The sequence below is a fragment of the Tellurirhabdus rosea genome, assembly GCF_026278345.1.
GTDB lineage: Bacteria > Bacteroidota > Bacteroidia > Cytophagales > Spirosomataceae > Tellurirhabdus > Tellurirhabdus rosea.
The window spans coordinates 4,877,237-4,902,267 of record NZ_CP111085.1 but is presented as its reverse complement, the minus strand read 5'-3'; the positions used below and the strand labels follow the sequence as shown (position 1 = coordinate 4,902,267).

Here is a 25,031-nt window from a genome sequence, read left to right as displayed (position 1 = left end):
ATTCAGTCATTCAATCATTCAGCCATTCAAACTTGATATGATAAAGAAAGCCGTTATTCCCGCTGCCGGACTGGGCACGCGGTTTTTGCCCGCCACCAAGGCAATGCCCAAGGAGATGCTGCCGATTATTGATACGCCGACGATTCAGTACGTCGTGCAGGAGGCGGTAGATTCGGGCATTGAGGACATTCTGATTATTACCGGAAAAGGAAAACGCTCGATTGAAGACCATTTCGACCGGAATTTCGAACTGGAAGCGCGGCTGGAAGAGAAGGAGGACGCGATCTGGCTGAACGAAATCCGCCGGTTATCGGACATGGCCAACATTCATTTTGTCCGCCAGAAGGAACAGAACGGCCTCGGCGACGCCATCTGTTACGCCCGTCACCATGTCGGAAACGAACCGTTTGCGGTGCTGCTGGGCGATACCATCATGGATTCCGTGATTCCGGTCACGCAACAGCTGATCGACACCTACGAGCAGTACCGGGGCACGGTGATTGCCGTTGAGGAAGTGCCGGCCGATAAGGTGAACCGGTACGGAATTGTGGGCGGCAAAGCGCTGAGCGACAGCATTCTGGAGCTGAACACCCTGATCGAAAAGCCCTCAATTGACAAAGCTCCTTCCAACCTGGCCATTGCCGGACGTTACATCCTGACGCCGGAGATTTTCCCGGCCCTGGCCCAGACACCCAAGGGAAAGAACGGCGAGGTCCAGCTTACGGACGCCATGCTGCTCGTTCTGAAACGGGAAGCCCTGTTTGCCCACCGGATTGAAGGAAAACGGCACGACATCGGCAACAAGCTGGATTTCCTGAAGACCACCGTGGAATTTGCCCTCAAGCGGAAGGAATTCGCTGGTCCGTTTCTGAAATTTCTGGAGGAAATGATCGAAGAGCACAAAAAATAACGGCAAACCCCTAATCCATTTAAAAGTATTTTCCCCGGAGCAGTGAGGCCTGCTACGAACTTGTCTAGGAAAATAATATATTAGGTTCTGAATAGAACGAAACGGTAATCTATGCCGTTTCGTTCATATCGCACAATGAATCACTTATTTGTTATCCCAAAGCCTAACCATGCCTCAACTTGTTTACCGTTCTGCTCTTGAAAATCCTGACCTTGCGTGGTTGGAGGAGCGCTGGCATACGTCCGTTCAGCGTTCCTTTATGATTTACAATGTGCCTCAGAATGCCGTACGGGGAGGGCATTCGCACCGTCATTGTCAGATGGCGCTGGTTTGTCTGGTAGGCTCCGTGGATGTTTATGTGCAAACACCCGCCCAGGATTTTACCTACTCCCTGCGCTCGCCTGAACACTTTCTGCTGCTGGAGCCCCAGGACTGGCGGCTGATGTACAATTTCTCACCGGATGCGGTACTGCTGGTGCTGGCCGACCGAAGCTATCATTCAACGGTATACATCGATTCAGCCTACCGCCCCGTACCCATCGGGCAGAAGCGGGAAGAACACCTGTCGGTGCTGGTTTCCTGAAAACGGCCAAATCGCCGTTAATTCCCGAGCGTCAGCCAGGCGGTATAATCTTCCGCAGACAGGTGGCTGGCCATAAAATCGCTCAGCAGGGTTTTGCACTCCAGAGAATGGAGTTCGGCGTAAAAATGGCGGAATGCCTGCATCTGGCGGCAGACGCCAATTCCGAGAAGAGAAAAACGGGCTTGTAAAGAAGGGTCGAGCGAAGCAATCCAGGCGTTGAAGTCCTCCTCCGTCGGGTCGTAAGGCAACGTCCGGTAATAAAGATCCACGGCTTCCGTAAGCCGCTGCAATTGCAAATAACCGATTTCAGTAGTTGAGTACATAGCACGGGTGGTTAGAGAAAAACCAAACTCCTTAATTATCGAACACAAGTTACAATCCTTCTCACGGAAAGTCAACGACTTCTGTTGAAGTAAACGCAATTATTTTCATACCAGCGTTTCATCGTTTACGAACCGTACGATAATTTCTCCTACTTTCCAGACTTCTTCAAAGGTGTTGTACAACGGCGTCGGGGCCAGTCGGATGCAGTCGGGTTCGCGCCAGTCGCCGATCACTCCGGCCGACGTCAGGTTCTCGAATAATTGCTTTCCGCCGGGCCGCACCAGCAGCGAGAGCTGGCATCCCCGCGCTTCAGGATCGGCCGGGGTCATGATTTCCAGGGGCAGGCCGGACGCACGAAGCACAAACTCCAGATAACCCGTCAGCAACCGGCTTTTCTGCCGGAGCGCCTCCATGCCGGCTTCGGCCGTAAGGGCCACCGCCGCCTCGTGAACGGCCATCGCCAGCACGGTCGGCGTGCTCAGTTGCCAGCCGTCCGCTCCGGCCATCGGCACAAACCCTTTGGTCATGTCGAATCGCCGCTCCTGCTCATAGCCCCACCAGCCCGCCAGCCGCGGCAGGTTCCCTGTATGGTGTTTCTGGTGAACAAAAATCCCGGACACGCCGCCCGGACCCGAATTCAGGTATTTGTACGAGCACCAGAACGCAAAATCAACGCCCCAGTGGTGGAGTTGCAGTGGAATGTTGCCCACGGCATGGGCCAGATCGAACCCGCACCGGGCTCCCTGCGCCTGCGCCTTCTGCGCGATGGCCTCCATGTCGAACACCTGACCGGTGTAATAATGCAGTCCGCTCATCATCACCAAAGCCAGCCTTTCGCCCTCCTCGTCAATCGCCGCCAGGATGTCTTCCATCCGCCAGGTATACTCCCCCGCCTGGGGACTGACTTCGACCAGCGCCTCCGCCGGATCGATGCCCCGCGAGCGCAGGTGCGTTTCCAGAGCGTACTGGTCGGAAGGAAAATCGCCGCCAATGGTCAGGATTTGATACCGCTGCGCCGTCGGGCGATAAAAGGAAGTCAGCATGAGGTGCATGTTGACCGTCAGGTTGTTCATCGGGCACACTTCCGAAGGCTGGGCGCCGACGATTTGGGCCAGCGGCTCTTTACAGCGGCGGTGGATGGTGTACCAGGCGTTGTCGCCGCCTTCAAACCAGCCTTCCACGCCATGCTGCTGCCAGATCGCCAGCTCCCGGTCCAGGTGCTCCCTGACCGATTTGGGCTGCAGGCCGAGCGAATTTCCGCAGAAGTAAATAAGCGGCTTCCCGTTTTGCTCCGGAATGTGAAATTTCTCCCGAAAAGCGCGAAGCGGGTCCTGCTGGTCAAGCTGGCGGGCAAAGGAACGGGTATTTTCGAAATGCATACTGATTCTGTCAGGCTAAATTCCCACTTGGTAGAAAACGGTTACAAAATACTACTCTTTCCCACAAAGCTGTTTACTTCACTTACACAGTCAATCCTATGTCCGACCATGAAACGTTTTATTCTACCGGCACTTCTCCATGTCGGCCTGCTGTTGCCCGTTCTGGCCCAGCAGCCGGCCCCAGCCCCCGCAGCGGAGGCGTTACCGCAGCCCAAGATTACCGTTTTTGTCAACAACCGCCCCTGGCAGAACGAAAAAAGTTTTCCGGAGGGCTATATCAAGCAGATTGCCTTCAGGGCGGTTCTGGACTCGGCGTCGCTCCAGACCTTCAGCCATCTGGAACGCGACCTGCTGGTTCGGAAAGCCACCATCAGCATCGCCAAAGGCAACCGGCGGGTGGCGAGCATGGTCTGGCAGCCGGGCGCTTCCATCCTCTCACTGGCCTCGGAAGCCCGTTCGGGCGACCGTTTTGTGATCGAGGTCAGTGAGGTCGCCGCCCGCGACAAAGCCGGAGCTACCCGACGGCTGCCCGCCACGCAGGTTTTCTCCATTCCGGTAAACTAACAAAAAAGGTGGCTATCGATAGCCACCTTTTTCAGGATGCTGCTTCGGATCAGTGCTTATCGCTGTGAGCGGCCGCCGATTTCCGGCAGCAGCCCGGCAGTTTGTCGTGCGCTTTCTGGTCCGCTACCACTTCGTCGGCATCGTAGCCAGTGTTGGAGATAGCGGTTTTGATCTTGGCGGCGTCCGTCTTTTTCGGGTTGTACGTCACGGTCATCACCTTGTCATCCAGGTTCAGAAACGCTTCTTTCACGCCTTTGGTCAGGGTCAGGTTGCGTTCCAGCCGCTCTTTGCACATCTCGCACTTGGCAGACGTTTTCAGTTTAACGGTAGCCGTTTTGCCGCCGTCATCAGCCCGCAATGCCGAGCCGGTCAACAGAAATAAAGCGAGCAGGAAGCTGAAAAAACGAGTTTTCATGGGTTATACGTGTTTAGTTGGTTTAACGAATCCATCACCGGGTCAGGGGCATGAACGCCGGATTTATCCGCAGGTAAACCTGCCCTGATAACGGTGTTTTGCCATAAATCGGTTCCAGAGCGGCCTCCGGTTTTGCGCCGGTCAGCTGGGCTCCCAGAACAAGGTCGGTGGAGGCGAACCGCAGCAGGCGGTAGTTCGTCCCCAGCGTCAGGTTGTTGATCATCAGGCCGTGGCGACCGGGCAGGGCATCTTCCAGCCCCAGTTCCCCCGCCGATTTGGCAATATTCTCAAAACGGCCGTAAAACGCCACCCGGTTGAGCTGCAAAGTTGTTTCAACCAGAAACGAGTTGTCGAGGTGGCCGTGGCTGTTGTTCTGCCCCCAAACCAGCGCGGAAGAGAGGTACACATCCGGCCGACCCATCGAAACCCCGTGCAGCACCGAAGCGGTCGTCCGGACCACGTCCTCGTCCGGTTCCAGCGCCTCGGGCGCCGTCAGCCAGCCCTGCGAGAACTGGAACGCCAGCGACGAGGTCGGGTTGACCGACACCCGGTACGAGTAGCTGTCGAAGCGGGGCCGGTCGAAGCCAAGCCGGTTTTCGTTGGGTTCGCGACCGGTGAAGCTTGACACTTCCAGCTTGGCAATTTTGTACCGGAATCCCGCCGTCGCGACGCCGTACGTGATGTGCGTGGCATCCTGCCAGTGGTGCCCCAGCGGGGAATCCGGGTTGTTGAACGACGAAATGCGGTGCATGAAGGCGGGCGGCCCCAGCGCCGGTTCTCCGGGAAAACCAAGGTACACAAAGGCATCGGCATCCTTGCTGAACGCATGGGCATAGCCTACCGACAGCTCGGAAATCAAGTCGTGCTGGTGCTGGCGGTCGATGAGTCGCTGCCCTTTGTAGGTTTCGCCGGACTGAAACACCAGCGGATACCCGTTGGGGCTCACCGTCAGCGGGTCGAGCGAGACCATGGCTTTCACCGAAAAGAGTCCCCGGCGGCCGACGGTGCGCTGCGCCATGCCCATGAACCAGTTCGGGGCGTTGAATTCCGCTTCGCTTCCGCGTTTGCTTCGGTTATTGAAATTCTGGTTCGTAAGCCGGATATACACCGCATAATGGAGCATGTACATCCACTTCGACCGGTGCCACATGTTCATGTACATGGGCGTCTGGTCCGGCAGCCAGGCGGTTCCCGACGCGTTCCGGCTCATGGGCAGATTCCGCGAGTACAGATGTGACATGCTCCCTCCGGTATGCATCCCCGAGTGGTCCATGCTCCCCGCTCCATGCTCCATTTTGCTGTGATCCATTTTGCTGTGATCCATCGTGGAATGGTCCATCTGTTCGTGGTTTCCACGACGGCTGGTGTCGGCTGCGGGGGCCGAGGGTGTGGTATGGTGATCATGCTGTTGGGCGGCGGCGGTTCCGGCAGCGCCAAGCATGACGACAAAAAGATACTTCTTCATGGATACGCACGGACTTCAGTCCGTTACTTTTTGACAGTGAATCCCGTGGCATGGGTCCCGGCCGCTGCGGCGAATCGCCTTACGTTATAGTACCGTTGCCACGATCTTTCCTTCGCTTTCCCAGACGCAGAGCGCCTGATTTTCTCCAAATGGAGTTAGTTTGGCAAAATTGCCCGGCCCCAGCCGTTTTGGCTCCGTTCCAACGCCTCTCAGGGCCCAGATGTTGCCTTCATCCTGCCAGACGTACAGGTTCAGGCCCGTTTGCGACAAAAGCTGGGCGTTCTTTCCCCGTCCGAGTTCCACTTCCAGTTCACCGGGTCGGGCGGCAAACAGGCGGTTGTCGCGCCTCCAGACCGTCTCGACGGTTCCGTCCTCCAGCAGCGCCAGGCTTCCGCCGTCCATCGGGCAGGCTTTCAGCGGCCAGCTCCCCTGTCCGAGCCGGACGGTATCTCCGAAGGTCTGCCCGCCGTTGGTCGATTTCAGCACATACATGTCCCGGCAGCCGTTGAGCCAGTTTCGAAACAGAATCGCTACCTGCGTACCGCTGGCGGCTACCGAGGGCTGGCAGCACTCGCAGACCGAGCCGTCGGGGGAGCGGTAAAGCAGCCGGTTGGCCGACCAGGTCTGGCCCCCATCGCTGGTCACCGCGCCCGCAATCTTGTTCTGCTTGTCCCCGCGCACGTCGAGCCAGACGGCCATGAACCGGTTGGGCTCTCCGGCGGCAGTCAGCGCCACGAAGCCTTCGGGCGCAGCGGCCGGACTGTCGGTCACGCGGATGCGCCGGGTCCAGCGGCCGGTCGGGCGGTCCAGGCAATACGCCCAGACGTTGCCCCGGCCGTCGATGGCCGTAATCAGCACCGTCTGCTTCGAAACGGCGATCTGCGGCCCCCGCGACGCACCCAGATGCAGGCCGGACAAGGTATCGACCCGAACCGGGGCTGAAAACGTCGTTTCCTGCTGGCTGGCGCTGTACCAGATTTCTCCCGGCCGCCCGAACACCAGATGCACCGTTCCGTCGCCGTCCGTGGTGAGGGAAGGCTGACGGCCAGTCGCGATGGGGACGGGTTGCTGCGCAACACTTAATCGCGAAACCAGCAGCAGACCAAAGAAAAGCAGGAACTTCATGGTTGTATCAATCATTAACTTCAACGAGTCGGTTGCGTCCCTGACGGCACGCCGAAGGATGGCTTTATGCCGGTCTGCTACATCCATTTGACCCCTGACGGGACGAGGAAATCCCTCGTTTATCGATTCAGAGTTTACGACTGAACGCTCAGCCCGTCACCGACATCCGGCGGCAGTCCTCGGCGCAGCGGCGGCAGGCTTCGGCACAACGCTGGCAGTGTTCGTCCTCGTGCTTTTCGCACTCGGCCGCGCAGGCGTCGCAGACCTCCGCACATAGGGTCATGAACGGTGCCATGAACTGCGATTCGCGGGCCGTCAGGCTGGCGCACATTTTGCAGAAGTCCGCACAGTCGCGGCAGAGACGGATACATTCCTTCATCATGTGAAGGTGCTCCTCCTTCAGGCAGGCGGTGGCACAGTGCTCGCAGGCGGCGGCGCAGTCGAAACAAATCCGGACATGTTCTTCGTGCTTTTGCATGGTTTCCATAACGTTGTTCTTTTGGTGTGAATAAATATTCGGGTTGATTTGTGTTGGCAAAACTACACCGGCTTTATTGTCCAGACCGTACAAAATACCGGCCTGCGTGTGCATTATTTTGGCGTATTCACCGCATCCAGGCTCCGCCGGAGCGGTAAACCTTCTTTCCGGAAAGCGCCCGGCGTCATTCCCACCACCTGCCGGAACTGATTCGACAGATGCTGCGAACTGCTGTAACCCAGCCGCCAGGCGATCTCACTCAGGCTTAACTCATTATAAGCCAGATACTCCTTTACTTTCTCAATTTTCTGAGCGATGACGTACTTTTCGATGGTCATCGCCTCCACGCTGGAAAACAGGTGGCTCAGGTACGAATAGTCGTATCCGAGCTTCTGGGCGAGGTAGTCGGACAGGTTCTGGTGTTCGGGCCGGTCGCGGCGGTCGTGGTGGATTTCGTTGATAATGACCCGCTTGATCTGCTCCACCAGCACCGAACGGCGGTCGTCCAGCAGCTCAAACCCGTTGGCCTCCAGAATCTGCCGGACAGCAACCAACTGGCTTTCGTCCGGCTCACCAGCCACCGTCACCTCGCCCAGATCCACCTGCTGGACATCCAGACCCAGTTTTTCCAGTTCTTCGCGAACCACGCGTTTGCAGCGGTCGCACACCATATGTTTGACTCCCAGTTTCATCGTTTGATTTTATAACGGAATCCGGCGTAGAGCATGCGTCCGGTGATGGGTCCCCAGACCATCGAGGCGGCATCGAAGTGCTGTCCGAACGGATTGTCGGCGCTCACGATGGGGTTGGCCTGCCGGAAATTGCCCAGGTTTTCGCCGCCCAGATACAGATCGAACATTCGGAACGCCTTCGTCACCTGGGCGTTAAGATTGTAAAAAGACGGGGCCGTGGCGGTCGGCATGGCTTCGTAACGGCTGTGCACGTACCCGTCCTGGATGTACGGAATCCGGCGCGGCCCATTCCACTGCACCGTGAAATCGAACCGCCATTTGTCGTACGGCAGGGCATACTCCGCGTTGAACAGCACCCGGTCGCGGCTGACCATCATGCGCGGCAGCAGTACGCTTTCGCCAAACGGCGCGCCCATAGACTGCTGCACGTCGAAACGCCGATAGGCCAGCTTCACCTCCGTCCGTTTGATCGGGTGGTAGGTCAGTTCGGCCTGGAGGCTGGTGGCAAACGAGCGGCCTCTGAGGTTGTAGAAGTTGATTTCGTGCTGTTTTTCCAGATCGACTACGAGCTGGTTCTGGAAATCGGTCCGATAGTAGTCAGCCACAAACGTAGCCTTCTGTCCCAGCAGCAGGAAGTCTTTCGTGACGCTCAGGCCGTAGTTCCAGGATTCTTCCGGACGAAGCGGCCCGGAAAAAACCACCCGCCGGGAGCTGACCAGATAGCCGTAGTTCTCGGCCAGCGCGTTGGGCACCCGGAAGCCCCGTCCGGCCGAAGCCCGCAGCGTGACCGTTTCTGTGGGATGGTATTTCAGGTGCAGCCGGGGCGAAAACTGCGTGCCGAACAGGTTGTGGAAATCAGCGCGGAGCCCCAGCACGGCGGTAAACTTTTCCAGATAATTGTAGGTATACTCGCCGAAAATGCCGGGCACGGACTCCGTCCGCCGCATCGTGGTATCCCGGTACCGTTCGTTGTAATCGTCCAGCAGGTAGCTGAAGCCGGTTTTGACGGAATGGTTGGTATTGCCGAGAATGGTCTGGTAAATCAGGTTTCCGTACAGCGACTGCTGGAGTCCGTCGTACGGCGTAAAGCCAAAGCGCGAGTTCGATTCGTGCCGCAGCGCGTTCAGAATCAAGCCAAGTCCTTTGTAGGGCTTGCTGGGGTACAGGCGGGCGGTTTTGGAAAACACCTCCAGCCGTTTGGTCTGGTTGGTGAACGTGTACCGGCGGCCCGCTCCTCCGGCTTCGGAGATCTGTCCGCCCTCCCGGTCTTCGTACAGAGCCCGGACGCCAAACTGCGTCATAAACCGCTCGGAAGCGTATTTCGCCCGGACGATGCCGTTGAGCTGGTTGTAGAGCGGCAAGTCCAGAAAACGGTCGCCGTTCTGGTCCACTTCGTTACGGAGCGTACTGCCGTGCCCCAGGAAGCCGACACTCCATTTGTCGGTCAGCGGTTTGGACAGATTCAGATTTGCCTCCAGACGACCAAAACTGTTGACGTACCCGTTCGCGTATAGGCGCTCCCGTGCGTCTGGTTTCTGCAGTTCGACGTTGATCTGGCCCAGCATACCTTCGTAGCCGTTCACCACCGAACCAACGCCTTTTCCGATATCGATGGAAGAAATCCAGGTGCCGGGAATGTAGTTGAGGCCAAAGGTCGAAGCCAGCCCGCGGATGGACGGGACGTTCTCGACGTTGGTCTGGATGTAGTTACCGCTCAGCCCCAGCATTTGAATCTGTTTGGCGCCGGTGACGGCATCGGCGTACGAAACGCTGACGGAGGCGTTGGTCTCGAAGCTTTCCGAGAGGTTGCAGCAGGCCGCCTTGGCGAGGGTCCGGGCCGTGAGCAGTTCGGTCTGGATGGGTGCCATCCGGTCGTACTGCGTGGAAGCGCCGGATACGGTGACCTCCCGGAGGGTCGTTTCGCCCGCCAGCGTCACATCCAGCGGCGACTGCCCGCTGAACGCCACCGTATCGGTCCGATAGCCAACATAACTGAACACCAGCCGGTTGGAGAGGCTGTCCCGCTCGATGGCGTACCGGCCCACCGAGTCCGTCAGAACGCCCCGGGTGGTTCCGGCCCAGTGGACACTCACGCCAATCAGCGGCGTTTTCTGGCCCTGGCTGGTTTCAGAAACGGTGCCTTCCACCCGTTGCTGGGCGAGCGCGGAAATGGCACTTGCCCCGAAAAGCGTTACAGCAAAAAATAGCTTATGTGGTGAAAATGAGAAACTTTTCATGACAGTTTATTGAAATACAAACACAAAAAGCCAGCACCAGAAGGCGCGGGCGGGCCGATATTCCAATAAAGCTATAGCAGAAAACGCTGCACAAAGGCCAGCAGATCACGGCCCGACAGCGAAGTGGGGGGAGAACTAAACAGGCGGACCAGTTCGTCCTTCAGGGGAAAAAGCAGCCCAACGAGCCACTGCACCGCCAGCGAAATGCCCTGCACCGCCAGATCGGTCAGCGACTTAAGCAATTTGGCGACAAGCTGGCTGAAGGAAGAAGCAACATCGATGTTGCGGAATTGGGTCTGTTCCTGGCAACAGTCCTTTTTCTGGATGGTTACCGCGTTCGACTTCCCATCCGCTCGGGCGTGCGCCTTGCGGCAGGACGGGCAACCGCTCTTTTTCTCCTGGGCGGCCAGGTACAGTTTTTTGCCCCGAATCATGCACGAATGTTCCACCAGCCCGAAACCCGTACTGGAAACCAGCACGATACAGGCCATTAGCAGACAGAATATTCGATGAAAAAGAGGCTTCATAAGGCACCAAAGGTCCGTATTTGTAACAACAATGTCAACAATAAGTTCGCGAAACTTCTTTCCGTTTACGCTCAGCCGTAAAGCGCTTTGCCGGTGAGCGGCCTTTATCGATTTGGTGCGGCGTTCAGGGCCTTTGCGGAATCACCCGACCGCGTATCAAAAGCCCTTCTACGGAATGTACCTAATTACATATCCCTAGTTTAAACGGTGCCGAAAAGTAAATTCGCGTCATTCCGGAATCATTTAATAAGTAGAATTATTTCCACTTTTTCTTTTCGCATTCTTTTATAACTCCCGCAATAATTATATTTTTTAAAATTTTTTTTATAAAGTAACCCAACCCCTTTTTGAAATTTCTGTACCTTTAAAATTGGGTTCCGTGCCCAAAACGGAAGCTGCTTCACTTATTAATCTAACCTTAACTGTTTTCACGCTTATGCGAACAATGCTTTACCGCTTTGTGACGGGAGTGTGCATGCTGTCCCTGCTGTTGTTTTCTGCCGGGGCTTCCACTGCGCAAGATCGCCGGGTTACCGGGCGCGTCACGTCTGGTAGCGACGGTCAGCCTCTGCCCGGTGTCAGTGTAGTCATCAAGGGAACTACCCAGGGAGCCAACACCGATTCTGACGGTCGTTTCAGCCTGAATGCCCGTAATGCAGAAGATGTCCTGGTTTTCTCCTTTATCGGCTACAAATCGCAGGAGGTAGCGATTGGCAACCAGTCAGCCGTAAACCTGACGATGGTGGAAGATGTTAGTTCTCTGGAGGAGGTGATCGTCACGGGATACACCGCCGAAAAGAAGAAAGACATCGTCGGATCGGTGTCGGTCGTCAACACAAAATCCCTGCAGAATCAGCCGACGGCTAACCTGCAGAACGCCCTGCAGGGCCGGGCGGCCGGGGTAACCGTCAGCGGCACCGGTGCACCGGGAGCCGGGGCCAAAGTCCGGATCCGGGGTTTTGTCTCGTTCGGTAACAACGACCCGCTGTATGTGATCGACGGCGTTCCGACCTACGACCCGTCCAACCTCAACCCGCAGGACATTGCTTCCATTCAGGTCCTGAAAGACCCCGTTTCGGCGTCTATCTACGGTTCCCGCGCGGCGAACGGGGTAGTGGTCGTCACGACCCGGCAGGGTTCCAACCGCAAAACGGAAATCGCTTACGATGGCTACGTCGGTACGCAGACCATCCAGAACAGCAAGTTTCCGGAGATGTTGAACACGCAGCAGTATGGCGAGTATCTGTGGCGTTCGCTGGCCGGGGCCAACAAAGATTTAACGCACAAGATTTACGGCACCGGCCCCCAGCCGACGGTTCCTTACTGGCTCGTTGGCAACGGGATAGGCGGCGTCGCCCAGAGCGATCCGCGCGCCAATCCCTCCCTGTATCGTGTTCAGCCGAACGTCAATCCAGACAATGCCGCCAACTATCAGATCTCACGTACCAGCGCCGGTACCAACTGGTTCCGCGAAATCTACCAGCCCGGTACGATTCAGCAGCACCAGCTCAGCGCCACCGGCGGCAGTGAGAAAGGTATTTACTCCCTGGGTCTGAACTACTTCAACCAGGACGGTAACTACATTAACACCAACTTCAAGAAGTATACGTTCCGGGCCAACACGCAGTTTAAACCCCGCACCTGGCTCCGGCTTGGCGAAAACTTCCAGCTGGCCTACAAACAGTTCAACGGAAATGGCGGCCGCTCGCTTGACTTCGCAGGCGAAGGCTCTCCCTGGGCGCAGGCTTACCGGATGGTTCCTTACATTCCGGTGTACGACATTCAGGGTAATTTCGCCGGTAACTCTCCGGGAGAATCGGGCAACGGTAGCTCACCGGTCGCCAACCTGATCCGCGGGAAAGACAACCGTGCGCTGGGCATCAACCTGTTTGGCAACGTGTATGCGCAGGTAGACATCCTCAAAGACCTGACCGCTTCGACTTCGTTCGGGATGGAGACGGACTTCTTCAACGAATATGCCTTCACCGCCATCACGTACGAGCGGGCCGAAAACCAGAAGAATAACGGCTTTGGCGAAACCTTCGGACGGGCCTTTAACTGGACCTGGACCAACAGCCTTGCCTACCGTAAGGTATTCGCCCAGAAGCACGACGTTCGCCTCTTTGCCGCTACCGAGGCCATCAAGGAGCAGTTCCGTTTCCTGAACGCATTCCGGAACGATTACGACTTCGCTGACCCGAACTTCTGGTCGATCCGGACGGGTAAGGCTACGCCGCAGGTCAACGGTGCTCCTTCGACGCCGCGCACGCTGTACTCGATCTTCGGTAAGGCCGAATATACCTACAACGACCGCTACCTCTTCAGCTTCACGGTTCGCCGCGACGGTTCGTCCGTATTTGGTCCGGAAAACCGCTACGCCACCTTCCCGTCTTTCGGTGTGGGCTGGCGTCTGTCGGAAGAGTCGTTTGTGAAAACGCTTCCCTGGATCACGGACCTCAAACTGCGCGGCGGCTGGGGCCAGATGGGTAGCCAGCGGAACGTTGACCCGATCAACTCGTATTCGTTCTTCCGGGCAAACCCCAACAACACGGCCTACGACATCGCCGGTGGAACGGGTGGTGTAGCCATCGGGTATCGCCCCGACCGCGTGGGAAACCCCTCGACCAAGTGGGAAACGGCCGTTATGACCAACATCGGTCTGGACGGTAGCCTCTTCAACGGTCGCCTGGACTTCACGCTGGAATATTTCAACAACACCACGAAAGACCTGCTGGTTGACCGCCAGCGCAATGGTCTGGAACAGTCTGCCAACCAGCCGAAGATCAACGTCGGTACCATGGTGAACAAAGGCTTTGACGCCTCCATCCAGACCCGCGGTGACATCACGACGGACCTCAAATACGACATCGGTCTGACGTTCACCAGCTACCGTAACCGGGCCACCAAACTGGATGCCGAGGGCAGTGCCTTCTTCGAATACGGTGCCGGTCGTCTGCCGGGTGTCCAGCGGACCCAGGCTGGTCAGCCGCTGTCTTCGTTCTACGGCTTTATCATCGACGGTATCTTCCAGAACGCCCAGGAAGTAACTTCCGGCCCGACCCAGGACGGTATCAGCAAAACGAACCCGCAATCCGGCGTAGGCCGCTGGCGGTATCGGGACATCAGCGGACCGGATGGCCGTCCGGACGGTGTCATCAACGACCTCGACCGCACGTTCCTCGGCGTTCCCATTCCGAAGTTCCAGATGGGTACCGACGTTGTGCTGAAGTACAAAGGGTTTGATTTCAACATGTTCCTGTTCTGGAACTACGGTAACGACATCTACAACTACACGAAATGGTGGACGGATCTCCGTGGTTTCATCGGCGGTGTGAGCACCCGTGTGCTGACCGATTCGTGGACGCCGCAGAACACCAACGCCACGCTGCCGATCCTGAACGCGAACGACACGCAGTCCGGCTCGGTATCCAACACGTACTACCTCGAAAAAGGCTCTTACCTCCGCGCCCGTACGGTGCAGGTGGGTTACAACCTGCCTGATGCGCTGGTGAAACGGATTGGTCTCTCTCGTGCCCGGGTGTACCTGCAGGGTCAGAACCTGTTCACCATTACGAAATACACCGGCCCCGATCCGGACATCAGCATCCTGGGTGACAGCGAACTGCAGATGGGCGTCGACCAGTTCCGTACGCCTGCTCCTTCTGTCTTTATCGGTGGCTTAGGTATCACATTCTAAAAAATTTGGTTACCCATGAAACGAAGTATAACTGTTCTGTCAGGAATCATCGCCCTGACGCTTACCACCTACTCCTGTAAGGATTCTTTTCTGGACCAGACTCCCCTGGGCGTTTATAGTGAACCGGGGCTGGCTAACCAGAGCGGGGTCGATGGCGCGCTTGTAATGGCTTACTCTTCCCTCCGGGGAACGGGTGGCTGGTACTCCAGCGCCACCAACTGGCTCTGGGGCAGCATCCGGGGTCACGACTCCTACAAAGGTTCTGAGTCCACCGACCAGGCGGGGGAAATCAACCCCGTCGAGCGCTACGAAACGACGTCGAGCACCATTTCCGTGCCGAACAAATGGCAGGGAAGCTACGACGGCATCGGTCAGGCCAACGTGGTGCTCCGCCTCATGAAGCAGGCCACCGACATTCCTGATGCCGCCAAAAAGGTTATCGAGGCCGAGGCTCGTTTTATTCGGGGTTTCCACCACTTCGAGGCAAAGCGGGCCTTCAACAACATCCCGTTTGTGCCCGAGACGGCAACCACCACGGCTGATTTCAAGGCGCTGACGAACGACAAGGATGTGTGGCCGCAAATCATGGAAGACCTGATTTTCGCCTACAACAACCTGCCCGAGACGCAGTCGCAGCTGGGCCGGGTCAACAAATGGGCCGCCGCCGCTTACGTAGGCAAGGCCTACCTCTATCAGAAAAATTACACCGAAGCCAAGAAGTACTTCGACATGGTGATTGCTTCGGGCAAAACCAACAGCGGAGAGAAATACGGACTGCTGGATAACTACGGTGATATTTTCAAAGGGGAAAACGACAACAGCAAGGAGTTTGTCTTTGCCATCCAGTACACGGTCGGCGACGGCAACCAGGGCAACAACGGCAGCGCTGAAATGGAGCTGACCAACCCGAACGGCAGCGGCCCGGGCGGTTGCTGCGGCTTCTTCCAGCCTTCCCAGAACCTGGTGAACGCATACAAGACGGACGCCAACGGTCTGCCCCTGCTCGACACGTACAACGCTTCGGACATAAATAACTTCGAAGCTAACCCGACGGCCCCTACGTATGCCGGTACAGTTGACCCCCGCCTCGACTGGTCGGTGGGCCGGATCGGTATTCCGTATCTGGACTGGGGTCCTGCCCAGACCGCCTGGATCCGGAACCTGGCGAATGGAGGTCCGTACCTGCCCAAAAAGACCGTCCACTACAAGGCCGAAGCCGGCAAATACCAGGCGGCCGGAGGCTGGGGACAGTCCCGGATCGGCAAAAACTATCCGCTGATGCGCTATGCCGACGTCCTGCTGATGGCCGCCGAAGCGGAAGTGGAAGCCGGTACGCTGACCAAGGCGCTGGATTATGTCAACCAGGTGCGCAAGCGGGCCGCCAATCCGGCCGGCTTTGTTAAGAAGCTGGTAGACGAAAAAGATCCGACCAAGGGCTATACCACCGAGAACGCCGCTAATTACGTGATCAAGGAATACCCGACTTCGGCTTTCGCGTCGAAGGATGCGGCGCACAAGATCATCCGCTTTGAGCGTCGCCTTGAACTGGCGATGGAAGGCCACCGGTTCTTTGATCTGGTTCGCTGGGGCATCGCCGATACGGAAATCAACGCGTATCTCCAGACGGAAAGCAAAAAGCGGTCGCATCTGGCCAACACAACGTTCACCAAAGGCCAGGACGAGTACCTGCCCATCCCGATTAACGTTATTAACCAGAGCAAAACCGCCGACGGCAAGCAGGGTCTGAAGCAAAACCCCGGCTACTAACCAGGCAGAGTGCCTTCATGCGTTGGAAAACCCGGTTCGGCTTCGGCCCTGCCGGGTTTTTCTTTTCCTTTTCGCCTAAAAATTTGTAGATTAGTCAGTCAAAAACCTAACTCCTGCCTGCGTGAAACGCCTTTTAGTGCTGCTTGCCCCCTTCCTGCTTCTGCTGACTTCCTGCAAAAAGAAAACGTTGTTTTCCGCCCTGCCAGCCGAAAAAACCGGCATTACCTTCTCCAACCGCATCACCGAAAACGACACGCTTAATATTCTGGATTTTGAATACGTCTACAACGGCGGCGGTACGGCCATCGGCGATTTCAACAACGACGGACAACAGGACCTGTTTTTTACCGGCAATCAGGTAGCCAACCGACTCTACCTCAACAAAGGCGATTTTGCCTTTGAAGACATTACCAAAACCGCGGGCGTGGACGGCAGCGGCAAATGGTGCTCGGGCGTGGCACTGGTAGACATCAACAACGATGGCTGGATGGACATTTACGTCACGGCCACCGTCAGCAAAGTGGCCGCCCGGCGCGAAAACCTGCTTTACGTTAACCAGGGTGCGAAAAACGGGATTCCCACGTTCCGGGAAATGGCGAAAGAATACGGCATTGCCGACGACGGCCACTCGACCAACGCCGCCTTTTTCGACTACGACAACGACGGCGACCTCGACCTGTACGTGCTCACCAACACGACCGAAAGCTACCCCAACGCCTACCACCCCAAGCTCGTCGACGGCTCCTCCCCGACCACCGACCGGCTGTACCGCAACAACGGCATCGACCCGGCCAAAGGGCACCCGGTATTCACCAATGTTTCCCGGGAAGCGGGCATCCTCATCGAAGGCTATGGGCTCGGCCTCAACATTACCGACATCAACCGCGACGGGTGGAAAGACATTTACGTCACCAACGACTACCTCTCCGACGACCTGCTCTACATCAACAACCACGACGGGACGTTCACCAACCGGGCGCAGGACTTTCTGAAACACACCAGCAATTCGGCGATGGGCAACGACATTGCCGACCTCAACAACGACGGCTGGATGGATATTGTCGCGCTGGACATGCTGCCCCGCGATAATTACCGCAAAAAAATGCTGCTGACGGCCAACAACTACCAGTCGTATCTGAACAACGAGGAGTTTGGCTTCGGCTACCAGTACGTCCGCAATACCCTGCAACTGGGGCAGGGCTTCCGGCCCGGCACGACCGAGCCGATTTTCAGCGAAGTCAGCTGGCAGGCCGATATGGCCGAAACAGACTGGAGCTGGACGCCTTCCATGGCCGATTTTGACCACGACGGCTACCGGGACCTGCTGGTGACCAACGGCTTTCCGCGGGATGTGACCGACCGGGACTTCATTGCTTACCGCGAACAAAGCGCCGACATTGCCACCCGCCAAACGATTTTGTCCCAGATTCCGGTGGTCAAAATCAATAATTACGCCTTTCGGAACCGGGGCGACGCGGCGCTTCCTTCGTTCGAGGATGTGACCCAGCAGTGGGGGCTGGCTGTTCCTTCCTTCTCCAACGGGGCGGCCTACGGCGATCTGGACAATGACGGGGACCTGGATTACGTCGTCAACAACATCAACGACTCGGCTTTTGTCTACCGGAACAACCTGATCGAACAGAAATCACCCGGAGCCAACTACCTGCGCCTCCGATTTAAAGGCCCGGACCAGAACCGGCTGGGCCTCGGTGCCTGGGTCGAGCTGACCTACGGCCAGAATCAGAAACAGGTCTACGAACACACTCCGTACCGGGGCTACCTCTCGACGGTCGAAAACGCGGCTCATTTCGGACTTGACACCCACCAGACCGTCGCGCAGGTGCGCATCATCTGGCCGAACGGCAAAGCCCAGACGCTGCGGAATGTCAAAGCCAACCAGGTGCTGACCGTGGATGTGCAGGCCGCAACCGAACCGGCCGCCTTCCCAGTCCCCTCGCCGGGGCAGTGGTTCCGGGACGTGACCGACTCCCTGCGCCTGAACTTTGTCCATTCCGAGCCCGAATACATTGATTTCAACCAGCAGAAACTGCTTCCGCACAAGCTGTCGCAGTACGGCCCGGCCGTGGCCGTGGGCGACGTGAACGGCGACGGACAGGAGGATCTGGTCCTGGGCGGCTCGACCCAGAAGGCCACAACCCTGCGGTTACAGACCGCATCCGGCTCGTTTACCGAAAAGGCTATTACGCCCGAAGGGCCGGCCAAGCCCGAGGAAGACATGGGTCTGCTCCTGTTCGATGCCGACGGCGACACCGACCTGGACCTGTACGTGGCCAGCGGCGGTTACGAAGGCAATCCGAATACGCCCGTTTTTCAGGACCGGCTTTATGTCAATGACGGGAAAGGAGCCTTCCGTCTGCAACAGGGTGCCCTGCCCACCAACCTGACCAGCAAATCCTGCGTCAAAGCGGCGGATTACGACCACGACGGCGACCTGGACCTGTTTGTGGGCGGCCGCGTGGTGCCCAGCCAGTACCCCCGACCGGTTTCCAGCTTTATTTTCCGGAACGACTCCCGTCCCGGTGCGCCCCGCTTCACGGACGTGACCGGCCAGATAGCGCCGGAACTGCTCAACCTCGGGCTTGTCTGCGATGCGCTCTGGACCGATTACGACAACGACGGCTGGACAGACCTCCTGCTGGCGGGCGAGTGGATGCCGCTGACGCTGCTGAAAAACCAGAACGGCAGGCTGGCGGCCAACCCCGCAGCCCAGTCCGCCCTCAGCCCTTACGTCGGCTGGTGGAACTCGCTGGTGGCGGCGGACTTCGACCGGGATGGCGATATGGACTACGCCGCGGGAAACTTCGGCCTCAATTCCCTGAACCGGGCCTCGGAGCAGGAACCGCTGACGGTCTACGCCAAGGATTTCGACAACAACGGCTTCTATGACGCCATTCCGACGGTCTACCTGCCGGACGAAAAAGGCCAGCGGAACGAGTTCCCGTTCTTTGGCCGCGAAGACCTCATCAAGCAGATGATCGTCATGCGGGGACGGTTTCCGATGTACAAAGACTTCGCCGCCGCTTCCATTGACAAAATGCTCAAGCCCGACGAAATGAAAGATGCCCTCGTGCTGAGAGCTACTTATATGAAAACGGCTTATATTGAGAACCAGGGGAACGGCAACTTCAGGGTCCGCGAACTGCCGACCGAGGCGCAGGTGGCGCCGGTGTTCGGGATGCTGGCCGACGACTTCAATCACGACGGCAACCCGGACCTGGCGCTGGTCGGGAACGACTACGGAAACGAAGTGTTCACCGGCCGGATGGACGCCCTCAACGGGCTGCTGCTCCTGGGCGACGGACGGGGAGGCTTCCGGCCGACCAGCGCCGGGACAAGCGGGTTCTACATACCGGGCAACGCCAAAGCGCTGGCCCGGCTGACGCTGGCGGATGGGACGCCCCTGCTGGCCGCCACCCAGAACCGCGGCCCGCTGAAAGTGTTCCGCTGCCCCCACCCCGACCGGATGCTCCGCCTCCAACCGTCGGATGCCGCGGCCATTCTGACGTTCCGGGACGGCCGGAAACAACGGCTCGAATTCGCCTACGGGCACTCGTTCCTTTCGCAAAACGGCCGGAGCGTTTCCCTGCCGGCGGGCGCGGTTAAGGTGGATGTGGTTACCTTTGAAGGAAAAGTCCGCAACGGGCTTCTGTAACGATTTATGCAAAAACGGGTTTATCTTCTAAACAACCTCCGACCATGAACCTCCGCGCTTTTCTGCTGGTATTCCTTTGCCTCGGATGGGCCTCTGTCCGCGCCCAGGAGAAGGCTGGAGAACAGGCACAGGGCCGGAAAATCCGGCGGGAATTCAGCGATTATTATCAGGAAATAACCTACCACGACAGCAAAAACCGGGTGGCTACCATCCGCTCCTATTATTACGACGGGGTAATTTTTGCGGAAGATCACTACGTCGTTCGGCCCACGTACGAGAACTTCAGCGCCAACGACGCCCAGTTGGTACGCCACGGCAGTTCGCGCATCTGGCACCGCAACGGCCAGGTTTACGTCATCGGCGATTACAAGGACAATCAGTTGAACGGTCCGTTTCAGGTCTTTTACGAAAGCGGGGCGCTCAAACGCCGCGAGTTTTACCGCCTGGGCCGGGTCCGGAAGTCCACCTGCTTTACCGAAGACGGGGAAAAGAAGACCTGCGAACCGTTTTATCAGGATGCCTCGTTTCCGGGCGGCAAGAACGAAATGGTCGCCTACCTGCGGTCGCGCCTCAACGACTCCACACGGACGGCCACGCAGCCGCAGTACTTCTACGCGCAGCTGACCATCAACGAAATCGGTCAGGTGGTGCGGGTGCAGCCGGCCCGGCTGACGCCCTCCCTGCCGAGTCGGATTTACCAGGCCCTGCGGGACATGCCCAACTGGAAACCGGCCAGTGTCGACGGCACGCCGTTCATGACCCAGCAGCTGGTTTCGCTCGTCTTTTCCCGCGGGGTCGTCAGTCTGTACAATCCCGTTACGCCGCGACCCTGGCAGGGCCCCACGCGCCGCCCGCGCTCGAACACGATGCGCTCCATGGACGGTTTCTCGTCCGGCTCCGGCATCTGGTCGCCGATGGGTTCTCAGGGAGTAATCCGGTAAGCCTTTTCGGCAACAAAAACGCCCGGTCCACGAGTAAAGTCGTGCAGACCGGGCGTTTTTGTGCCGGACAGCGCTTTAGTCTTTCTCGACTTCGTGCAGCGGCCGCAGGTTTGCCGGAATGCTGTCTTCTTCGGAATACGGGAAAATATCCAGAATTTTGGTCGTGTTAACGTCCGTAATCTCAATCGGAATCAGCATGGTTTTGAGGCTTTCCTCCACGCGTTCGTACGCCTGTTTGGCGTTTTCGGCGTTGACCAGCATCATGTTCACGATGCGTTTTTCGCGGCCTTTGTCGTCTTCGGTGACGTACACGACCTTGCATTTGTACCAGGTGTCGCCTTTTTCGAAGAAGAAGACATCGGCCAGCCGCATGGGCGAGATGGTGGTCACGGAAAAGTTGGGGGTGTTGGCCGCAATTTCTTTATAAAGCCGGGCCTCGGCATCCGTGTACGACACGGCATCAACCAGATACGCCTCGTTGATGGTTTTCAATTTAATCTGATCGCCCCGCTTATCGGTAACAATCTCCTCTTTCTGATAACGAATTTTTCCCTGGAACCAGCTAGGCATGGTGGTAATGAAAAATGAAGAATGAATACTGGCGGTAAAGATAATCGTTTGCCGTTTTGTGTTCGTGCCCGGAAGCCGGTAATTTATCCCAGCCGACGCCCCATCCGACGATTCCGGAGCTTCGTCGGAAAGCGGCTTGCTCCGTCGGCCTCTATTCTCATATTTGCATCAGCCAATCCGATACTCAATGGTGAACGATATGAATCCGAGCTTACCGCATTTTCTGCTGATGGACACCGTTTCTCCGGAAGCCGTGCAGCACTATTTTCAGTTGCTGCTGCTTTCGGTGGGGCTGGTGGCGCTGCTGGCGACCATCTGGTGGCAGGCCGACACGGCCCGCACCGGGGAGATTACCGAAAACCGCCCGGTCGAGGCGTTCGACCATCTGGACATCGGCGGGGCGCTGAACGTCCTGATCACGAGCGGCGAACACCCGTCACTGACCATCCGCGGCCCGGCCCATGCAGTCGCCGCCCTGCGCACCCGGCAGTATGGCAACACCCTCAAAATCGGCCAGCGCTTTCAGTTCTGGCACCGCACCTGCCGCCTGTTTCTGACCCTGACGACGCCGGACCTGAAACGGACGGAAATCTCCGGCGCCAATCTGGTGCAGTTCAAGGAATTCCACAACCTCAGCGCGCTGGAACTCGAAATTACGGGCGCTTCCAGCGTTTCGTTCGAAGGCAAACTCACCACGCTGCTGACCGAAATCACCGGCGCCTCCCGGCTCACGCTCACCGGGCAGGGCCAGCGGCTGAATGCGGAGCTGACCGGCGCCTCCAGCCTGCACGCCTTTGACTTTGCCGTCGAAGATGCCGACATCGAACTGACCGGCGCCTGCAACGCCCGGCTGCACGTGCAGAAGCACCTGTTTGCCGAAGCGGCGGGGGCCAGCAACATCCAGTACCGGGTCCTGCCGGGCGCGGGCGAACCGGCCCTCCGGGTCCGCAGCGCCGGGGCCAGCTCGGTTACCCGTGTCTAATGAGCCACCACCGCGAACGTACTGACTCCGCATGAAATCAATTCTCAGACAAAGTATCTTTCTGGTGCTTGGGGGCAGCCTGCTGACGGCGGTGCTGCTGCGGGCCGATTCGCCGCTGCCTTTTGACTTCCGGCTGCGGCTGGCGGGACTGGCCTTCTGCATCGGCGCCACTATTTTCATCCTGCTGTCGTGGTCGGTGACCTACCTGCTGAACCGTTCGGCGGAGCACCTCACGCCCCAGCAGCTCGTAGCCCGGACTATCTACCTGAGCGCCGGTATCGCGGCCGGAGTGGGCTGCGCGGCCACAAGCATGATTCCCGGTCTGTTCGGCGTGCCGGTGACGCTGAACGACTTCCTGATGAACGCCGGACTGCTGGTGCTCATTACGGCGGGCGTCACGGCCGTTTACTCGCTGCGGACCTTTGTGGAGCGCTGGAAAGCCCTGACACTGATGGAAGAAGGCCTGAAACGGGCCGTTCTGAAAGCCGAATTCGATTCCCTGAAAAATCAGGTCAATCCGCATTTTCTGTTCAACTCGCTCAACATCCTGAGCGCGCTGATTCCGGAAGACAGCCGCCAGGCCGTGCAGTTTGTCGAGCGCCTGTCGAAAGTGTTCCGCTATAGCCTCCAGCATTCGGACCAGAACACGGTCGAGCTGGCGACCGAACTCCGCATCGCCGAATCGTACCTGTTCATTCACCAGACCCGGTTCGGAACCGCTTTCCGGTACACCATTCACCTCTCGGAGGCGGACCAGCGGCGGCAGATCGTGACGCAGGGGCTGCTCACGTTGCTCGAAAACGTCATCAAGCATAACGAATGTTCGCAGGAGAAGCCCCTGCTCACCGAACTTGCCGCCGAAAACGATTACCTGATTGTCCGGAATACCTTTCAGCCCAAAAACCGCCTCCAGGTTCCCTCCAGCGGCATCGGTCTGCGAAATCTGCAGAACCGCTATGCTCAGTTGTCGGACAAGCCCGTCGTGGTGGAACAAACCGAAAGTACGTATTCCGTCAAATTGCCTCTTTTATGAAAATTGTGATCGTGGAAGACGAGCCGCTGGCCGTCAAACGTTTGGAAGCCCTTTTGAAGGAAATAGAACCCGCCGCCGAGATTGTCGGCCGGGTCGAAACGGTGCGGTCGTTTGTCCGCTGGTGGAGCCAGAATCCGCCGCCGGACCTGCTGCTGCTGGATATTCAGCTCGCCGACGGCCTTAGTTTCGAGATTTTTCAGCAGGTCGATGTCCGCACGCCGGTCATTTTTACGACGGCCTACGACGAATACGCGCTGAAAGCTTTCAAAGTAAACAGCGTGGATTACCTGCTGAAGCCGATTGACGAAGACGAACTGCGGAAGGCAATTGCCAAATACCGGGAAGTGCGGCAGGTGGCGGCCTCATCCGGCGACCTGGCCAAAGTGCTGGAAGCCTACGGCGTGAGGCCGGTGTCTTACAAAAACCGGTTTATGCTGCGGCAGGGTGGCCGGTTTGAGGTCGTGGATACGGCGGACGTGGTGTACCTCTACGCCGAAGACAAGGTTGTGTTTCTGGTAACCAGTCAGAACCGCAAATACATTGTGGACGAAACGCTGGACGAACTGGAGGCCAAACTCGACCCGCGGCAGTTTTTCCGCCTGAACCGCAAATTTCTGAGTCACCTGTCGGCCATTGAACGCATCGAACCGCATTTCAACGGCCGCTTCCGCCTCTGGCTGCGCCACCGCCCGGCCGAGGAGGAAATTTACATCAGCCGCGAACGGGCCGACGGGTTTCGGGAATGGCTCAACCACTAAAAAAGGCCGGTCCGTCGAAAACTGACGGACCGGCCTTTTTTACATGTATTTCAAATCGTTGTTTCGCTTCAGTTTGATCACGTGCAGGCCGTTGAGCAGGAGCAGCAGCGGGTAGCAGGGGTCAAACTCGTGCCAGCGAAACCCGCCGAAGTTGGCCCGGCCGCCGAATTTGTGGTGGTTGTTGTGGTACGACTCGCCCATCATCAGAAAATCGAAAGGCAGCAGGTTCTTCGCCGTGTCGTTCACTTTGAAGTTGATGTACCCGTATTTGTGCGCAAACCAGTTGATGATGGCTCCGTGGACCGGGCCCATCAGGTAATGGAACGGCAGCAGGAAGAAAAAAGCCCAGTGCATGTCCAGGTTCTGGTACGCGTAGATGTACACCAGCGTGTACAGGATGCCCCAGCCGAGGCGCACGACCCAGAGGTCGCCGAATTTTTCCATAGCCCCCCAGTACGGCACCCCTTTTTTGAATTTCGGGTCGATGGTGTCGCGGTTGTGGACAATGTCGTTGTAATAGCTCTTGGTCTTCCACATCATATCGAAAAGGTTGTCCGAGAAGTCGGGCGAGTGCGGGTCTTTTTCGGTATCGGCGTACGCGTGGTGCAGCCGGTGCATGATGCCGTAGGCGCGCGGGCTCAGAAACGATGACCCCTGGGAAACGAACGTGATGATATAGAAGACCTTTTCCCAGAAAGGATTCATGGTAAACATCTGGTGAGCGGCGTAGCGATGGAGAAAAAAGGTCTGCATCAGCACCGACAGATACCAGTGCAGCGCAAAGAAAGTAAGAACTAAAGCCATTAGTGGAGACGGTAAATTATTTGCCGCCACAAACCTACCGACCCGACTCATCTTCCGGGCTGACAAAAATCAACCCATCCCCCTGATTTTTGGCAGGAGAAGCACTC

21 protein-coding genes are annotated in these 25,031 nt (G+C 57.6%); 10 read left to right on the top strand and 11 right to left on the bottom strand.

What is annotated here, in order from left to right; all coding sequences use genetic code 11:
* Positions 1-37 precede the first annotated feature (37 nt).
* The gene (gene galU, locus ORG26_RS20760) at positions 38-910 is read left to right on the top strand and encodes a UTP--glucose-1-phosphate uridylyltransferase GalU (protein ID WP_266365215.1); all 873 of its coding nucleotides are present in this window, start codon (positions 38-40) and stop codon (positions 908-910) included.
* A gap of 169 nt (positions 911-1,079) precedes the next feature.
* On the top strand, positions 1,080-1,493 hold the full coding sequence (locus ORG26_RS20755) for a sugar 3,4-ketoisomerase (RefSeq protein ID WP_266365213.1): 414 nt from the start codon (positions 1,080-1,082) through the stop codon (positions 1,491-1,493).
* Between the two features lie 17 nt (positions 1,494-1,510).
* Here ORG26_RS20755 and ORG26_RS20750 read toward each other — a convergent pair whose 3' ends face one another.
* Both ORG26_RS20750 and kynU read right to left on the bottom strand, forming a co-directional pair.
* Complete coding sequence (locus tag ORG26_RS20750) at positions 1,511-1,816, bottom strand: hypothetical protein (protein ID WP_266365211.1); 306 nt, start codon at positions 1,814-1,816, stop codon at positions 1,511-1,513.
* Positions 1,817-1,921: 105 nt separating this feature from the next.
* The gene (gene kynU / locus ORG26_RS20745) at positions 1,922-3,196 is read right to left on the bottom strand and encodes a kynureninase (protein ID WP_266365209.1); all 1,275 of its coding nucleotides are present in this window, start codon (positions 3,194-3,196) and stop codon (positions 1,922-1,924) included.
* A 108-nt stretch (positions 3,197-3,304) separates the two neighbouring features.
* Here kynU and ORG26_RS20740 point away from each other — a divergent pair, with 108 nt between their 5' ends.
* Positions 3,305-3,760: a GldM family protein gene (locus ORG26_RS20740; RefSeq protein ID WP_266365208.1), complete on the top strand. Its 456-nt coding sequence runs from the start codon at positions 3,305-3,307 to the stop codon at positions 3,758-3,760.
* Between the two features lie 49 nt (positions 3,761-3,809).
* On the opposite strand, the gene ORG26_RS20735 is transcribed toward ORG26_RS20740, so the two are convergent.
* The 7 genes from ORG26_RS20735 to ORG26_RS20705 all read right to left on the bottom strand — a co-directional run bounded on the left by ORG26_RS20735 (position 3,810) and on the right by ORG26_RS20705 (position 10,699).
* Entirely contained in the window at positions 3,810-4,175 is a 366-nt protein-coding gene (locus ORG26_RS20735) for a heavy-metal-associated domain-containing protein (protein ID WP_266365206.1), read from the bottom strand.
* 34 nt (positions 4,176-4,209) lie between these two features.
* Entirely contained in the window at positions 4,210-5,640 is a 1,431-nt protein-coding gene (locus ORG26_RS20730) for a hypothetical protein (protein ID WP_266365204.1), read from the bottom strand.
* Between the two features lie 84 nt (positions 5,641-5,724).
* A complete protein-coding gene (locus ORG26_RS20725; RefSeq protein WP_266365202.1) occupies positions 5,725-6,765 on the bottom strand; it encodes a sialidase family protein in 1,041 nt (346 codons plus the stop codon).
* Positions 6,766-6,913: 148 nt separating this feature from the next.
* Positions 6,914-7,252 (bottom strand): four-helix bundle copper-binding protein, encoded by a 339-nt coding sequence (locus ORG26_RS20720; RefSeq protein WP_266365200.1) that lies wholly within the window; start codon positions 7,250-7,252, stop codon positions 6,914-6,916.
* 104 nt (positions 7,253-7,356) lie between these two features.
* Complete coding sequence (locus ORG26_RS20715; protein ID WP_266365198.1) at positions 7,357-7,935, bottom strand: helix-turn-helix domain-containing protein; 579 nt, start codon at positions 7,933-7,935, stop codon at positions 7,357-7,359.
* On the bottom strand, positions 7,932-10,172 hold the full coding sequence (locus tag ORG26_RS20710) for a TonB-dependent receptor (protein ID WP_266365196.1): 2,241 nt from the start codon (positions 10,170-10,172) through the stop codon (positions 7,932-7,934). Before ORG26_RS20710 ends, ORG26_RS20715 begins: the two co-directional genes overlap by 4 nt.
* Before the next feature lie 71 nt (positions 10,173-10,243).
* On the bottom strand, positions 10,244-10,699 hold the full coding sequence (locus tag ORG26_RS20705; RefSeq protein WP_266365194.1) for a hypothetical protein: 456 nt from the start codon (positions 10,697-10,699) through the stop codon (positions 10,244-10,246).
* 436 nt (positions 10,700-11,135) lie between these two features.
* Here ORG26_RS20705 and ORG26_RS20700 point away from each other — a divergent pair, with 436 nt between their 5' ends.
* The 4 genes from ORG26_RS20700 to ORG26_RS20685 all read left to right on the top strand — a co-directional run bounded on the left by ORG26_RS20700 (position 11,136) and on the right by ORG26_RS20685 (position 20,777).
* The gene (locus tag ORG26_RS20700; RefSeq protein ID WP_266365192.1) at positions 11,136-14,396 is read left to right on the top strand and encodes a SusC/RagA family TonB-linked outer membrane protein; all 3,261 of its coding nucleotides are present in this window, start codon (positions 11,136-11,138) and stop codon (positions 14,394-14,396) included.
* Positions 14,397-14,411: 15 nt separating this feature from the next.
* Positions 14,412-16,163, top strand: a complete 1,752-nt coding sequence (locus ORG26_RS20695) for a RagB/SusD family nutrient uptake outer membrane protein (RefSeq protein WP_266365190.1) — start codon at positions 14,412-14,414, stop codon at positions 16,161-16,163.
* Positions 16,164-16,284: 121 nt separating this feature from the next.
* A complete protein-coding gene (locus ORG26_RS20690) occupies positions 16,285-19,836 on the top strand; it encodes a VCBS repeat-containing protein (protein WP_266365188.1) in 3,552 nt (1,183 codons plus the stop codon).
* Between the two features lie 44 nt (positions 19,837-19,880).
* Positions 19,881-20,777, top strand: a complete 897-nt coding sequence (locus ORG26_RS20685) for a toxin-antitoxin system YwqK family antitoxin (protein WP_266365186.1) — start codon at positions 19,881-19,883, stop codon at positions 20,775-20,777.
* Positions 20,778-20,852: 75 nt separating this feature from the next.
* Here ORG26_RS20685 and ORG26_RS20680 read toward each other — a convergent pair whose 3' ends face one another.
* On the bottom strand, positions 20,853-21,347 hold the full coding sequence (locus ORG26_RS20680; RefSeq protein WP_266365184.1) for a DUF4494 domain-containing protein: 495 nt from the start codon (positions 21,345-21,347) through the stop codon (positions 20,853-20,855).
* 199 nt (positions 21,348-21,546) lie between these two features.
* Here ORG26_RS20680 and ORG26_RS20675 point away from each other — a divergent pair, with 199 nt between their 5' ends.
* From ORG26_RS20675 to ORG26_RS20665, 3 genes are read left to right on the top strand one after another with little or no spacing between them, the layout of a single operon-like run.
* Complete coding sequence (locus ORG26_RS20675) at positions 21,547-22,329, top strand: head GIN domain-containing protein (protein WP_266365182.1); 783 nt, start codon at positions 21,547-21,549, stop codon at positions 22,327-22,329.
* Positions 22,330-22,360: 31 nt separating this feature from the next.
* Complete coding sequence (locus tag ORG26_RS20670) at positions 22,361-23,362, top strand: sensor histidine kinase (RefSeq protein WP_266365180.1); 1,002 nt, start codon at positions 22,361-22,363, stop codon at positions 23,360-23,362.
* Entirely contained in the window at positions 23,359-24,120 is a 762-nt protein-coding gene (locus ORG26_RS20665) for a LytR/AlgR family response regulator transcription factor (RefSeq protein ID WP_266365178.1), read from the top strand. Before ORG26_RS20670 ends, ORG26_RS20665 begins: the two co-directional genes overlap by 4 nt.
* Positions 24,121-24,159: 39 nt before the next feature.
* Here ORG26_RS20665 and ORG26_RS20660 read toward each other — a convergent pair whose 3' ends face one another.
* Entirely contained in the window at positions 24,160-24,924 is a 765-nt protein-coding gene (locus tag ORG26_RS20660) for an acyl-CoA desaturase (RefSeq protein WP_266365176.1), read from the bottom strand.
* Positions 24,925-25,031: the final 107 nt, after the last annotated feature.